The sequence below is a fragment of the Candidatus Peribacteraceae bacterium genome, from assembly GCA_041661065.1.
Taxonomy (GTDB): Bacteria; Patescibacteriota; Gracilibacteria; order Peribacterales; family Peribacteraceae; genus CAIKAD01.
Genome location: JBAZVD010000001.1, coordinates 1,002,757 through 1,016,928, shown reverse-complemented (window position 1 = coordinate 1,016,928; position 14,172 = coordinate 1,002,757). Strand labels below are relative to the sequence as shown.

10 protein-coding genes are annotated in these 14,172 nt (G+C 59.2%); 6 read left to right on the top strand and 4 right to left on the bottom strand.

Features of this window, described 5'->3' with window-relative positions; translation table 11 throughout:
- Window positions 1-340: 340 nt before the first annotated feature.
- Together gatA and gatC are read right to left on the bottom strand one after the other, a co-directional pair.
- A complete protein-coding gene (gatA, locus tag WC698_04645) occupies window positions 341-1,810 on the bottom strand; it encodes an Asp-tRNA(Asn)/Glu-tRNA(Gln) amidotransferase subunit GatA (protein ID MFA6039522.1) in 1,470 nt (489 codons plus the stop codon).
- 58 nt (window positions 1,811-1,868) lie between these two features.
- The gene (gene gatC, locus WC698_04640; protein MFA6039521.1) at window positions 1,869-2,195 is read right to left on the bottom strand and encodes an Asp-tRNA(Asn)/Glu-tRNA(Gln) amidotransferase subunit GatC; all 327 of its coding nucleotides are present in this window, start codon (window positions 2,193-2,195) and stop codon (window positions 1,869-1,871) included.
- A gap of 149 nt (window positions 2,196-2,344) precedes the next feature.
- Between gatC and WC698_04635 the strand changes: the two genes are divergently transcribed.
- Entirely contained in the window at window positions 2,345-2,725 is a 381-nt protein-coding gene (locus WC698_04635; GenBank protein ID MFA6039520.1) for a ribonuclease P protein component, read from the top strand.
- On the top strand, window positions 2,700-4,022 hold the full coding sequence (locus WC698_04630; GenBank protein MFA6039519.1) for a YidC/Oxa1 family membrane protein insertase: 1,323 nt from the start codon (window positions 2,700-2,702) through the stop codon (window positions 4,020-4,022). The genes WC698_04635 and WC698_04630 overlap by 26 nt, the downstream gene beginning before the upstream one ends.
- A gap of 59 nt (window positions 4,023-4,081) precedes the next feature.
- On the opposite strand, the gene WC698_04625 is transcribed toward WC698_04630, so the two are convergent.
- Window positions 4,082-4,573, bottom strand: a complete 492-nt coding sequence (locus WC698_04625; protein ID MFA6039518.1) for a hypothetical protein — start codon at window positions 4,571-4,573, stop codon at window positions 4,082-4,084.
- Window positions 4,574-4,909: 336 nt separating this feature from the next.
- The gene (locus tag WC698_04620; protein MFA6039517.1) at window positions 4,910-5,983 is read right to left on the bottom strand and encodes a class I fructose-bisphosphate aldolase; all 1,074 of its coding nucleotides are present in this window, start codon (window positions 5,981-5,983) and stop codon (window positions 4,910-4,912) included.
- A 258-nt stretch (window positions 5,984-6,241) separates the two neighbouring features.
- Between WC698_04620 and csrA (WC698_04615) the strand changes: the two genes are divergently transcribed.
- The 4 genes from csrA (WC698_04615) (at window position 6,242) to WC698_04600 (ending at window position 13,935) form a co-directional block, all read left to right on the top strand.
- A complete protein-coding gene (csrA, locus tag WC698_04615) occupies window positions 6,242-6,454 on the top strand; it encodes a carbon storage regulator CsrA (protein MFA6039516.1) in 213 nt (70 codons plus the stop codon).
- A 654-nt stretch (window positions 6,455-7,108) separates the two neighbouring features.
- Window positions 7,109-7,321, top strand: coding sequence for a carbon storage regulator CsrA (gene csrA / locus WC698_04610; protein MFA6039515.1), 213 nt, complete (start codon window positions 7,109-7,111; stop codon window positions 7,319-7,321).
- A gap of 79 nt (window positions 7,322-7,400) precedes the next feature.
- The gene (gene cysS / locus WC698_04605; protein MFA6039514.1) at window positions 7,401-8,909 is read left to right on the top strand and encodes a cysteine--tRNA ligase; all 1,509 of its coding nucleotides are present in this window, start codon (window positions 7,401-7,403) and stop codon (window positions 8,907-8,909) included.
- A 790-nt stretch (window positions 8,910-9,699) separates the two neighbouring features.
- The gene (locus tag WC698_04600) at window positions 9,700-13,935 is read left to right on the top strand and encodes an S-layer homology domain-containing protein (protein MFA6039513.1); all 4,236 of its coding nucleotides are present in this window, start codon (window positions 9,700-9,702) and stop codon (window positions 13,933-13,935) included.
- The last annotated feature ends 237 nt before the right edge of the window (window positions 13,936-14,172 follow it).

Sequence of the window (14,172 nt, the reverse complement as noted above, 5' to 3'; positions counted from 1 at the left end):
GCCGCGGCTGAGGAGAAGAGGACGGCTGCCAGTGAACAGCAGGAGTAGGAGTTGGTATTTTGGTTGCGAAAGACCGGGGCGGACCCCGGCCTTTCGACGTGCTTGCGCACGATTACCCTTACGCAGCCGGCGCCTCGGGGGCGGCGGGAGCAACGGGTTCCGCCGGAGCAGCGGGAGGCACAGCCGGAGTGGCCGGCGCAATATTCTCGTTATCGTAGAACATACGAAGGAGAGGGAAGGAAATACCTGGCTTGACCGTACGGCACAGAGGGGACTCGACGCAACCAAAAACTGTTACGATATAGTATTTATGTACAATAGCGTCAACATCAATATCCCATCAGAGCCCGGGCTTTTTCGTGTGCCAGTCAGTCTGTTGTTGATAGGCGTGGCCTACTTGGAAGAGCACGTCTTCGCGGAAGTGCGGGCCGAGCAATTGCATGCCAAGAGGCAGAGAGGGCATTCCTGCCCGCGGACCGGTGAATCCGCACGGGAGCGAGATTCCCGGTACTCCCGCAAGCGAAGCGGGGATGGTGCAGGCGTCTTCCAGGTACATCTGCACGGGATCGTCCGCATGCGCGCCTATGGTGAAGGCGGGCGTGGGCGCCGTGGGCGTGAGGAGGAGATCCACTTTCTTGAAGGCGTCCTCAAAGTCCTTCTTCACCAGCGTGCGCACCTTCTGCGCCTTGCGGTAATAGGCGTCGTAGTAGCCGGCGGAGAGCGCGAAGGTCCCCACCATGATGCGGCGCTTCACTTCCGGTCCGAATCCCTCGCTCCGCACGCGCTCGTACAAGTCGATCAGGTTCTTGGGATCCCGCACCGCACGGCCGTACCGCACACCATCGTACCGCGCCATGTTGGAACTCACTTCGCTGGGGCAGAGGACGTAGTACGTCGCGATGGCGTACGCGGTATGCGGCAGGCTGACATCAATGACCGTCGCGCCCAGGCGCTCCAGGCTTTGCGCCGCCGCGCGCACCGCCTTCTCCACTTCGGGATCCATCCCTTCGATGAAGTATTCTTTCGGCAGCCCGATCTTGAGCCCCTTCACCCCCTTGCCGAGGACCGCATGGTAGTCGGGAACGGGGACGTCACTCGTAGTCCCGTCCAGCGGATCCCTCCCCGCAATGGCTTGCAGCACCAGCGCGGCATCCTCCACGGTCTTGCCGAACGCGCCGATGGTATCCAGGGAGCTCGCCATGCTCATCACGCCAAAGCGGCTCGTGCGCCCGTAGGTCACCTTGAGCCCCACGCAGCCGCAGAAGCTCGCGGGCTGGCGAATGGAGCCGCCCGTGTCGGTCCCCAGCGCGAAGATGCACTCGTCGGCGGCAACGGCGGCGGCCGAACCGCCGGAAGACCCCCCCGCCACGCGTGTCACGTCCCACGGGCACTTGGTCACGCCGTAGCAACTCGTCTCGGTGCTGCTGCCCATGGTGAACTCATCGGTGTTCGTTTTCCCCAAGCTGATGGCGCCCGCAGCCTTGAGCCTCTTGGTCGTGGTGGAGTCGTACGGGGGAAGGTAATCCTTCACACGCAGGATATTCGAGGCGGCCGTGGTGGGAACTCCTTTCTCGCAGAACACGTCCTTTGCGAGGTAGGGGATACCGGCGAGCGGACTCTTTGGACTCTTTTTTGCGTCGAACTTCTTCGCTTCAGAAAGGGCTGATTCAAAATTACGATACACAACGGCATTCAGAGTTGCATCTTTCTTCTCCATCGCGGCAATGCAGTCCTTTGTGAGTTCCACGGAGGAAATCTCCTTGTTTCGGAGCTTTTCTGAGGCCTGTGTGATGGTGAGGGAAGAGAGCAAAGGAATTGAAAATTACAAAATTGGAAATTGGAAATGAAAAATTTGAAAGAGGGAAGGCTTAGCGTTCGCCGTGGGCGGAAGGCGTGAGGATCTGCCGGTCAACGATGGGGAGGGGGGTGGTAGAGAGCATCTCATCCGTCGTCGGATTGTCGTTGCGTATCACGTCGTCGCGGAAGCGGTTGGGGGATCCCGTTTCCTTCCCGCTCGGGGCGTGTGCCACCTGCGCCGTGGGCTCCACGTTCTCCGTATCCGCTTCCTTCAGCTTCTCGATGTACGTGAAGATGGCCGTGAGCTCCGGCGCAAACTTCTTCACTTCCTCATCCGTCAGCCGCAGCCGCGCGAGTTTGGCGATGTGCCGTACCTGGTCATCGGTGAGTTTGGTCATGACGGAGGGAGGATAGAGGGAATGGGAAAGGATTCCAAGGTTGCCGATGATTCCGAAGAATAATGCTTCTAGAAGCTTAGAGTTTGTTCCTGACATTCCTCGGACTCTTCGGTTTCCTCGGGCTCCTCGGTTTCCTCTATCATGTCCCTATGAAGCTCGATCGTCTCCGCGGCCGCAAGATCACCGAACGCGTCCTCCGCAAGGGGCGCGTATGGAAAGGGCAGACCATGGCGGTCCGTTCCGTGTGGGGGGCGCCGCGGCACCCGGCGGCGGATCCACTCACGGGCGTGTACCTGGGCATCATCACGTCCGCGAAGCTGGATGCCTCCTCCGTCCGCCGCAACCGTATGCGGCGCCGGTGCCGTGAGGCGTGGCGGACGGCGCTCCAGAGCCGGGAGAATCTGGGCCCCGTGCAGTTGTTGATTGCCCCGCGATCCTCTAGTCTTAGAGCCCCGTTCGTCCACATCCAGCAGGACGTGGAGCGATTCCTCGCAACCCTCTCCCATGGCCGCCCCCCAGCGCAAGAGTAACTTCCTCCAGTTCGCCCTCATCTTCCTCATCGTCTACCTGGGGAGTCAATTCGTGATGCGCCAGTTCTTTCCGGCGCAGCAGGACGGGGCGAACGGCGCCCGCCCGCCCGTGGAACTCACGGCGGGCAACGTCCGTGCGGGGAACAACCCCGCCGTCACGGTGAAGAACCATTCCACAGTCGCCTTCACGCTGTCGGACCGCTGTCCGCTTCCGTCCGTGGACCTCCACCGCATCAACGCCGGAACGTCCGGGAAGACGCTCCTCACGTCCGCTTCCGACGCCGACTCCGCGTCCCCCACGGCTATCCCCTGCACTCCTCCCCCTCCGGTCCCCGCGCAGGGCGAAGTGAAGCTGGATCTTTCCCCATGGAAGTATTCCCTCCTGGGTGAGGTGGGCACGTACGAGGCGGAGCTCACCCTTCCGCAAGAGACCACGGATGCCCTCCGGCTGGCGCAGACGGGGGCGACGGTGCAAGAGACCCTCACGGCGCGCTTCAGCGTCACGGAGCCGGGGTTCTTCACCAAGATCTTCCGCACGTTCATCATGGCGCCGTTCCTCAACTTCCTCATCTTCGCGGGATCCTGGCTCCCCGGCCACAACCTGGGGCTGGCCATCATCCTCCTCACACTCGTGGTCAAGCTCCTCCTCTTCCTTCCCACGCAGCACGCGCTGGAGGGTCAAAAAAAGATGCAGATGCTCCAGCCGAAACTGGATGAGCTCAAGAAGCGTTTCAACGGCGACGCCCAGCGCATCCAGGCCGAGACCATGAAGCTGTGGAAAGAGCACAAGGTGAACCCCTTCCAATCCTGCCTGCCCACGCTCGTCCAGTTCCCCATCCTCATCGGGCTCTTCTACGTGATCCGAGACGGCTCCGTGCTCGCACTCTCGGGCCACCTCATCTACCCCTTCTACCAGAACCTCAACTGGACGTTCGACACCTTCTTCCTGGGGCTCGACCTCCTCAAGCCCAACGTGTACATCATGCCGCCGCTCCTCGTCCTCCTGCAGTTCCTGCAGATGAAGCTCACCTTCGCCATCGCGGACCGCAAGAAGAAGAACAGCCAGGCGGTGATCGACGTGAAACCTTCGGCTTCGCCCGGGGCGGGGAAGGACAAGGAGAAGGATCCCCTGTCGCAAACCGAACTGCAGCAGAAGATCTTCCAGTATGCGCTTCCCCTCATGATCGGCTTCTTCGCCCTGCAGTTCCCCTCCGCCGTGTCGCTCTACTGGGGCATCTCCACCCTGTTCGCCATCGGGCAGCAGATGATCGTCAACAGGGAGCACCTGAGGGTGTAGTTGTACCTTCGTCCTGTCGTACATCGGTTCGTCATTGATCATTGGATATTGGTCCTTGGTCATTCCTCCTTCCCGCACCCCTTGAGCACCGCAGCCGCTCCCAGCATGGCCGCCGCAGCCGCCGCCGTTCCGACCGCGATCAGGAACGTGCGGCGGGAGGAGGGGGAAGAGGGGGAGGCAGGGGAGGAAGCAGGGGAGGAAGACGGAATGTAGGGGGCGATGATGAGGCATTTGTCCGGATTCCATTGCCTAAGTTCTTCGAGGGTTATCCACTTATGGGGCGCACGGGCAGGCTTCCCATCATTCACATACATCACGTGGAACAGCGGCGGGGTGGCGGCAGTGGCGATGGCATCAATGCGGGCACTCACATAGTCCTTCTTCGTCATGCTATACACCTGCACTCTCACATCGTTTTCGACAAGCGTAACAGGTTCTTCCGGAGGGAGTCGGGGATCGGTCATCACGATATGCGGCAACACGGAATCGCCCGTATAGAGGGTGATCTGCTGGAGAGTGGTTTCCGTTTCGAGGCGTCGCGTATCAGACATTGTGCGGAATGTAGTGATCCTGTTGCAGGAGTCAATTTGTTCCCGAGTGGTAAAGCCGGAAAGGGGAACCGAAACGGCAAAAGACATGTACACCTGTTCCTGTAAAACAGCCCCATTCCATTCATGTGAATGAACAACGGGATAAACGAACAGATGAATTGGCGAAGAATATCCAATGTGTAATTCAGAAAGAGCCCTGATGTAAGCCAAAAAGAGCCGGGAGGGGGAATGAAGCTCTATAACCTCCCGGCTGAACCGCGGAATAATATATTCCGGTAGCGGGAGTGTAATACCGGGCGCAGAGCCGTCAATCACTTCCTTCGGAAGAAGGGAAGCCTATGCGATGGTCACATCCTTGCAGAGGTACACGTCCTGGATGGCTTGCAGCAGCTCCACGCCCCGGTCCATGGGCTTCTGGAACGCCTTGCGGCCGGAGATGAGCCCCGTACCGCCCGCGCGCTTGTTGATCACGGCGGTGCGCACGGCCTGCGCCAGGTCATCCTTGCCGGAGGCGCCGCCGCTGTTGATGAGGCCGATCCTGCCCATGTAGCAGTTGGCCACCTGCCAGCGGGTGAGATCAATGGGGTGGTCCGTGATGAGCTCCGTGTACATCTTCTCGTCGAACTTGCCGTACTTGCCCTCCGGGCTCATGGCCTTGAAGCCGCCGTTGTTCTCCGGGAGCTTCTGCTTGATGATGTCCGCCTCCAATGTGACACCCAGGTGGTTGGCCTGGCCGGTCAAATCCGATGCCGTGTGGTAATCCCTGTCCCCCCGCTTGAATTCGTTGTTGCGGAGGTAGCACCAGAGGACGGTGAACATCCCCAATTCATGCGCTTTGGCGAAGGCCTGCCCCACTTCCACGATCTGGCGGGTGCTCTCGGGCGAGCCGAAGTAGATGGTGGCCCCCACCCCCTTGGCGCCCATGCGGAACGCTTCGTCCACCGTGCCGAACATCACCTGGTCGAACTTGTTGGGGTACGTGAGGAGCTCATTGTGGTTGATCTTCACGATGAAGGGGATCTTGGCCGCGTATTTCTTGGCCACAAGCCCCAAAACCCCGAAGGTGGAGGCCACGGCGTTGCATCCGCCCTCCATGGCCAAGCGGACGATGTTCTCCGGGTCGAAGTAATCCGGATTCTTGCTGAAGGAAGCGCCCGCGGAGTGCTCGATGCCCTGGTCCACGGGCAGGATGCTCAAGTACCCGGTGTTCTTCAGGCGGCCGTGGCCGTAGAGGTCCTTGAGGTTCTGCTGCACCTTCTTGGAACGGTCACTAATGCCGAAGACACTGTCCACGTGCTTGGGGCCGGGGAGGTGGAGCCGGTCTTTGGGAATGGTGGAACAGTTGTGGGTGAGGAGATTATGGGCCTCCTCGCCGAGCAGTTTCTTGATGTCCTTGAGGGCCATGGCCATGGGAACGAGGGGGGAAAGATGATGGGATCGTAGCACAAATCCCCCCTTTCCTTGACGATCTCTTTTGACATCAGGTCAATCCTCACTAAAATGCCCCGGCCTCCAGGTCCGCTTGGGGGTTTCGCTCCATGAAAGCCCCGGCCTAGCCAAAACATTCCACAGCAGACCCGATGCCACGTCGGGTGCGTTGTGGAATGTTTCAGAGGATGGACCCAGTATTTTTTACCCCGTGTAATGGGGAGGAAAGGGGATGAGTCCATGTTGGTACTCAGCCGCAAGAAGAACGAAAGTATTGTCATCAACGATGACATTACGATCGTGGTTGTGGAGATCCGTGGGGATAAGGTCCGCTTGGGGGTGGAAGCTCCCAAGGAAGTCCCCGTGCATCGGCGAGAGGTCTACGAGGCCATCAAGCGCAACGAAATGGCCCGAGATAAAAACGATGCGGAAGTCAATCAGCAGGAGGGCTAGGGAAGGTCATGGAAACCTCCAGGTCTTTGCCTGGAGGGAATAAGGCCCAATCGCTTTGTCGGTTGGGCCTCTTTAACCAATAATTCGAGTTCAGCTCTAGGGTAAGCGTTTCATAGGTTATTGACAAAAGATCATAATAATTACTTGATATCATTCAAGGAATAGCTATACTGCATCCCAGCTTCTCATTCCAGGCAGGGTTGCCTGGTGGCACAAGGAGCCGGGCTTATACGAAAAGAGGAGGAAGCCCATGTTAGTTCTTTCCCGCAAAGTGAACCAGGAGATTCTCATTGGGGATGGTATTAAGGTGGTCGTGTTGGCCGTCAGAGGCCGAAAAGTAACGCTGGGCTTTGAAGCGCCAACAAACACGCCGATACAAAGGACGGAACTTCTGTCCAAAGAAGTTCCATCCTCGGAAGTCCCGGATGAGACTGCGGAAGGACTAAAGAGCCCCTAGCAGGAATGCCAGGGCACGGGGACCGGGACTCTGTTCCGGTCCCTTTTTTTAGGAATGTGGACTACCATGCCCTTTCCCTCCTATTGGGAGGGGCTGTTCTCTTGCATCACCGGGGAGAGAAACCTACACGATCGTGGGCATAGCCGTGCGCAGGATTGTGTAGGTTTCCGTTCCTTGTTTGTTAGGGAGGGCATGCCATGCTCGTACTATCACGCCACCGCGACGAATCCATCATGATCGGGGATGAAATCGTCGTGACTATCGTGGACATCCGCGGCGATAAAGTCCGTTTGGGAATCGATGCTCCCCAGGACACCCCCGTCCATCGCAAGGAAGTGTACGACGCCATCCAGCGTGAGAACCGCAAGGCCGGGGGAGGCGACCCGCCGAACCCCGGGCAAGGGTCATAATCCCCGGTGCGGGAACAGCGCCCCGAGTCGCGTCATGCGATTCGGGGTTTTTTCCGACTCTTTCCTTTATAGTATTCCCATGTCCGGCGCATCCGTCCTCCGTCTCTACAACACGCTCACCAAGCGCGAGGAGGAGTTCATGCCGATCAATGATAAGAATGTTTTGATCTACACCTGCGGCCCCACCGTCTACGGACGCCCTCACATCGGGAACTATTCCTCCTTCCTCATGGCCGATCTCCTCCGCCGGTGGTTGGAGGTGAAGGGTTACAAGGTCACGCACGCCAAGAACATCACCGACGTCGGCCATCTCGTCGCGGACCGCGATGAGGGAGAGGACAAAGTGGAGAGGCAGGCGAAGGCGGAGAACGTGGACCCGCTGGAGATCGCGCGGAAGTACGAGACGCAGTACTTGGAAGACGAGAAGGCGCTCAACATGCGCGAGCCGGAGGTGCGTCCCCGCGCCACGGAGACCGTGAAGGAGATGCTCGCCATGGTCAAAGAGCTCCTCGCGAACGGCCACGCGTACGAGACGGAGGACGGCATTTACTTCGACGTGCGCACGTTCCCCGCGTACGGGAAGCTCTCCGGAAACACCGTGGAGAACCTGGAAGCGGGTGCCAGGGTTGCCGTAAAGGAAGCCAAAAAACACCCGGCGGATTTTGCGCTGTGGAAGAAGGCGGTGGGGGGGAACGCGCGGCATTTGCTCCGCTGGGAGTTTGCAACGGGAGAGCGCGCAGCCACCACGGGCGAGGATCCTTCCTCGGGGTTTCCCGGCTGGCACATCGAGTGCTCGGCCATGTCCCGCAAGCACCTGGGCCCGCAGATCGACATCCACACGGGCGGCGAGGACAACATCTTCCCGCACCACGAGAGCGAGATTGCGCAGAGCGAGTCCACCGGCCCCGCGCCATTCGCGCGGTACTGGGTTCATAAAAGGAGGATCGACATGGGCGACGTGAAGATGAGCAAGAGCTTGGGGAACATCCTCACGGTTCCGGATATTGAGAAGATGGGGTTCAGTCCTTTGGATCTCCGCTACTATCTACTGTCTGTTCATTACAGAACCAATTTAAAATTTTCGAAGAAAGGATTGGAGGATGCTCAGTATGCTCGAAAGAGAATACTTGCTTGGATGAAAGAAGTGGATGAAGGAAGACTCGTGGGCTTTGCGAAACCTGGTGATGCTGGTTTGTATCCTGATCCACTTGAAGACTATCAACGTCTTGTGGCTGAGCATGAAAAACAATTCGATGATGCGATGAACGATGATCTGAATGTTTCGGCAGCTTTAGCATCTGTCTTTCATTGTATGGGTGCTTCAAGGAATTTAGGTATATGGACAAATGATGCATTGTTGCCCTTGCGCCGTTTCATACAGAAGATTCGTGATACTTTCGGTTGCTTCGAACCGGAGAAGGAGGTGGAAGTGGAAGTCCCCGCGGAGGTCCAAAAGCTCCTGGAGGAGCGTGCGGAGGCGCGGGCGCGGAAGGATTTTGCGGCTTCGGACCGGTTGCGGGGGGAGATCGAGGGGAGGGGATTCACGGTGAAAGACACGCCGGAAGGTCAGAAGCTTGCCAAAAAGTAGGGCAGTACAGGCCTTTTTTTGCCCCATTTCCCCTCACCCCGCCCTCTCTCCTGAGGGGCGAGGGAAGAAAGATGTTTGTATATACACGTACCGTAGCTACAAAAAGTGAACAAATATTGTATCCATGGAAGTGTGTTTTCGTACGGAAAGCCCGAATATGCAACAGGATTTTATTCCTGCCCTCTTTGCGGCTTTTGTGGGTATTCTTAGCCGAAGAAGGGGGTAGAAAATGGCATCCACATGAGCAACTTCCGTTACCGCCCCTTCCGGGCACCCCTTTCCCACGTAACAAACAGGGGGTCCCTACGTTCCTTGTATTGCCACCTGTAGAGGGCGCGAAGCTTGCTTAGGGAAGAGCGGTTTCGCTAGGATCTCCGCTGATCCGCTCTCTCTAGAGAAGATGAGCGTGGTCCACCGATCCTTGTCATATCGGCACCTTGCCCTGTACCAATCGGCGCCCTTCGCGCCGCCAAAGCAGGACGAGTTTCACATCCCGCTCCAGAAGCGAAGGATCGTGCACTTTGAGTGTGCGGTCCACGTTTTGTACTTCCCGTACGACGTAGACCTGTTTCGCACGCAACGCATTCGGCACTTCCACTTCGTGTGTGCTCTTTATATTTAAGGAGGAGAGCGCGTCCCCCAGACCTCGTTCTGAAGGGAAAGGCACTCATCTCACGACACAAGCCGAAGATGCCCGCGGAACACCACTCTTTCCCAACTTACGCAACCAACACACCCACACCACATCTCTCCTCTCTTCCCTCTTTACTTCCTTTTCTACCCCATTCCTATGGAACTTTCTCGCTTGAAGAAAGTCGTAGCAGGGATGTCGGCAGCAGCCATCATGTTCACGCAGGTCAGCAGCGTGTTCGCGGCCTATGCAGACGTTTCTGCCGGCGTGTGGTTTGAGGAAGCCGTCCAGTCCTTCGTGGACGCCGGCTACCTCGATGCCACTCAGCCGAATTTTCGCCCCGTGGACACGGCCAACCGCGCCGAGTTCGTGAAGCTCATCGTCGAGCTCAACGGCGGCATTCTCTCCTCTCCTCCTGCGGTGCCCAGCTATGACGACGTCAAGGCGTCGGCTTGGTACTACAACTACATGGAAGAGGCAGGCAAGGAGGGCTGGGTAAAGGGTGATGGCAACTGCTACGGCACCCATCCCTGCTACGCCCGCCCCTCTGCCAACATCAGCCGCGCGGAGGCTGCGACCCTCATTGTCCGCGCCTTCAACTTGGAGTCCACCGCAGACGCCCCGACGTTCGTGGATAACCCGGCCGGCCAGTGGTACACGCAGGCGATCCAAATCGCCGCGGACCATTGCGTCCTCCAGGGTGATTCCACCACGGGTCGCGTGCGCCCCACGGACAACATGAACCGCGCCGAAATGGTCGTCATGCTCAACCGCGTCGACCAGGGCCTCGTCTACGGCGAGGACTGCAGCGCCGGTACGCCCAACGCGTCCACGCCTTCCATCTCCACGGTGTCTGCCGTCTCCTCCACCAAGGTGGAGGTGACGTTCAACGTCGCTGTGGATGAGGCTGCGGCAAAGACGCTCGCGAACTACGTTTTCTCCCCGGCCGCCACGGTCGCTTCCGTGACGGTGGTGGGTGAGAAGAGCGTGGAAGTCGTTGTCTCCGAGGGCCTCACTGCAGGCAAGGAGTACACGCTCACGGTCTCCAACATGAAGACCGCGGACGGCGACACCTTCTCGGACTCCGAGAAGTTCAACGGCTACAGCACCCTTCCCCAGGGTAACGGCACGTTGGAGGTCTCCGTTTCCTCCACGAACCCGGTGGGCGACACCCTTCCCCAGGGCGCGCACCAGGTCACCTTCCTCTCGCTGGACCTCACGGCTTCTTGTGATGACAGCGTAACCTTGGAAAACATCACGGTCCTCCATGAGGGCTTCGGTGCCAAGGCAGACATCACCGGCGTCTACGCCACCATCGACGGAGGCCGCGTCACCCGCGAGCGTTCCATCGACAGCAGCGACCAGACGGCCAGCGTCCGCTTCATCAGCGCCCTCGTGATCCCGGCCTGCAAGACCGTGACCGTGGACCTGGTGGGCGACATCTCCGCCACTGCTTCCCCTTCCGCCGAGCACAACTTCGCGGTGGAGCTGCAGTCGGATTTCCTCAGCAACGCCAAGAGCGTCACGGGTAACTTCCCCATGCGCGGCAACACCTTCAAGGTGGGCGCCGTCGACAGCGGGCAGATCACCGTGGCCTATCGCACCGTCTCCCCCGATCAGGTGGAGGTTGGTGACAAGGGTGTTGTGGTAGGGCGCTTCGAGGTTTCCACGGATTCCGTGGAGGACCAGACGCTCTACACCATGACGCTCCACCAGAACGGCACCGTCTCCGACGGCGACATCACGAACATCAAGGTGCGCCGCACGGACGGAACCGTCCTGACCAACGTCGCAGCCGAATTCAAGAACAAGTACGCGACCGTCACGTTCAACCCGCCTTTCACGGTCCTCGAGGGTGACAAGATCACGCTTGAGGTCGTGGCAGACGTCGTGGGCGGCGCGGCATCCACGAGCCAGATCGACATTGACGAAACGTCCGATGTGTTCGCCGTCGGTTCCCTGTACGGGTACGGCGTCAACGGGCAGCTCTACGGTTCCGCCGTAATCCTTTCTGGCACGGCAACCTCCGTCACTGTGGAGGCCGGCCAGTTCACCATCGAGATCAACGGCCCCGCGCAGCAGAGCTACACGCGCGACCAAAATGACGCCGTCCTCGGCAACGTGGTCTTCACCACGGGCGGAGACACGGTGAACGTCAAGGAGCTCTACGTGGCCGTTCAGGCTCAGACAGTGACCGGCGCAGCGCTGATCACCGGCAGGAGCAGCACGAGCTACGACGAGGTCGAAGAAGTGCTTGAGAACGTCACCATGCGCAATGCCACCACGGGAACGTCCCTGGAGGGCACGCCTCTCGGGGATGCCTCTACGGACAAGGGCACGACGGGTCTCGGTGCCACCACAGCTGCCTACCAGATCTACCGCTTCGACGACTTTACGGTGAACGGTAAGGAGACGTGGCAGATCAAAGCAGACTTCAAAGATAACAGCGCCGGGAACCACCCGCTCAACGGCGACCAGTTCAAGGTGCAGATCTGCGGCGAGCCCACGCAAATCGGCAGCGCCGCGAACACAGTGTACTGTGACTTCGGTGGCTTGCTGGCAAATCAAACCACAGCAAACTCCTATCAGATGGATATTGAGGGGCTCTCCACCGGCGACAAGGTGGAAGACGTCCGTCCCCGCGGCACCATCTCCGGCAACGCACACCGCATTGCCGATGCTTCCCTGCAAGTGAGCGTCCAGGCCCTCTCCACAACGGAGACGGCCGTGAAGAACGCCAAGAACGTCCGCTTGCTGCGCTTCAACGCGCGCGCAGGTGAGGCCAAGAACATCCTCCTCACCAAGTTCATCTTCGAATCCGCCGCCGGAACCAACACTATTAAGAACGGCGTCAACTACGCCCTCTGGGTGGATACGGACGGCGACGGCACCGTGGATACCATCCTCGACAGCGGCAAGAGCTCCGTGAGCTCCGCCGTGACCTTCGACACCATCACCAACGGCGGTTTCGTGGTCAACAAGGAGCAGACGGTCACCTTCGAGGTCCACAGCGACATCGCAGGTTCCCTGCAGACTACGGCCAGCCTCCAGTTGCGCTTCGCAACGGGTTCCACATTCATTGAGGCCGAGACGGTGGACCGCGGGTCTTCCCTCTCCGGCTTGAACGTGAACGGCACGATCATCCTCAGTGCCGCTTCCGCAGACATGACGGTCACCACGACCCCGTCCACGCTCTTCAGCCTGGTGAACCAGGGGACGCTGTACGTGACCAAGGACACGACGCCGGTCCGCAACCACCAGTTGCTTGCCGGTACGCTCGGCGACACGATCCTGCGCTTGAACTTCCGCGCGGAGAACGAGCCGATCGACGTGACCAACTTGCAGCTCACTTCCTCCGGAAGCACGGCGGCGTCCATTGAACGCCTTGAGCTGTACAAGGAAGGCGCAACCTCCTACTTCGCCATTGCCACCACGAACAGCTGCGGCACTGACGACGTGCCGTCCTTCAACCCCAACGGGTACTCCACTTCCATCGCTACGTTCTGCGCCTCCATGCAGACGCAGCAACTCGTTGTTCCGAAGGGCGGCGAAGTGAAGGTCCTCGTGAAGCCCCGTCTGAAGAACGATGACGCAGGCGCCACCAGCAACCAGCTGATCGCACTGTTCATCGATCCGGACGATGCCATGAACAACTCCACGGGTACCGGCGCCGTGCGCGCCCGCGGTGCGGATTCTTCCAACAACCTCAACGGTAATGACCTTGGCAGCGACGGCGAAGTGCTCATCGGCAGTTCGGTGCTCGCCACAGCCAACGCCATCATTTCCAGCAATACGCACAGGAGCGTGCTTGCCAAGATCACGGCCATCACGAACGCCAACACGGACCCGAACGGCACCAATGTGAGCGCCGGCGTCAAGGAGATCGGCAAGTTCAAGATCTCCGCTGCGGCTAACACGAACAGCAAGAACGGTCTCAACAAGGTCACGCTTTCCGGCGTGTACTTCAATGTCACGGCCACCAACGTGGCCATCGGTTCCGGCAGCTTCTACATGTACAACTCTGCCAACCAGAACGTGACGAAGAGCTGTTCAGCCTACACGACGGGCGGCACGGCCATGCCCAACGTCCTCTCCGGTTCCTTCATCGTCCTCTGTGACTTCCGCACAACGACCAGCAACGTGCAGACGCAGATCGACCAAGGGACGGACAGCACGTTCGTCCTTCGCGCGGAAATCACAAACCCGGATGTCGTTGCGGCCAACACATCCAACCTCCTTGTCTCCATCCAGGACTTCTCCTCGGATACGAAGCAGTCATTCGCATACAACAACAGTCACTTCGTATGGGATGACCAGGATAACGGAGGCAGTGAAGGCTTCACATGGGTTGAGTATCCGGAGACCGTCATCAGCTCCACAAGCTACCAGAGCTAATCGGCGTTCTTCTACCCTTCAACAAGGTACGAAAGGGCCCCCCGCGAAAGCGGGGGGCTTTTTGTATTCCCTCTCCCCCCAACCCCCTCCCCCGAGGGGGGAGGGGGCGTACTCCAGGGCAAGAAAAGCAACCTGTCTTCGCTTCAGTCACCCCCTCTCCCCTAACCCCTCCCCCAAAGGGGGAGGGGCATACTCATGCACGAAAAGATCTCCTTGTCTCCGCGTCAGAGGGTTTAG

Excerpts from the sequence above, each read along its gene's own strand:
- gatC (MFA6039521.1), bottom strand. The coding sequence starts at position 2,195 with ATGACCAAACTCACCGATGACCAGGTACGGCACATCGCCAAACTCGCG.
- WC698_04635 (MFA6039520.1), top strand. The coding sequence starts at position 2,345 with ATGAAGCTCGATCGTCTCCGCGGCCGCAAGATCACCGAACGCGTCCTC.
- WC698_04630 (MFA6039519.1), top strand. The coding sequence starts at position 2,700 with ATGGCCGCCCCCCAGCGCAAGAGTAACTTCCTCCAGTTCGCCCTCATC.
- WC698_04625 (MFA6039518.1), bottom strand. The coding sequence starts at position 4,573 with ATGTCTGATACGCGACGCCTCGAAACGGAAACCACTCTCCAGCAGATC.
- WC698_04620 (MFA6039517.1), bottom strand. The coding sequence starts at position 5,983 with ATGGCCATGGCCCTCAAGGACATCAAGAAACTGCTCGGCGAGGAGGCC.
- csrA (MFA6039516.1), top strand. The coding sequence starts at position 6,242 with ATGTTGGTACTCAGCCGCAAGAAGAACGAAAGTATTGTCATCAACGAT.
- csrA (MFA6039515.1), top strand. The coding sequence starts at position 7,109 with ATGCTCGTACTATCACGCCACCGCGACGAATCCATCATGATCGGGGAT.
- cysS (MFA6039514.1), top strand. The coding sequence starts at position 7,401 with ATGTCCGGCGCATCCGTCCTCCGTCTCTACAACACGCTCACCAAGCGC.
- WC698_04600 (MFA6039513.1), top strand. The coding sequence starts at position 9,700 with ATGGAACTTTCTCGCTTGAAGAAAGTCGTAGCAGGGATGTCGGCAGCA.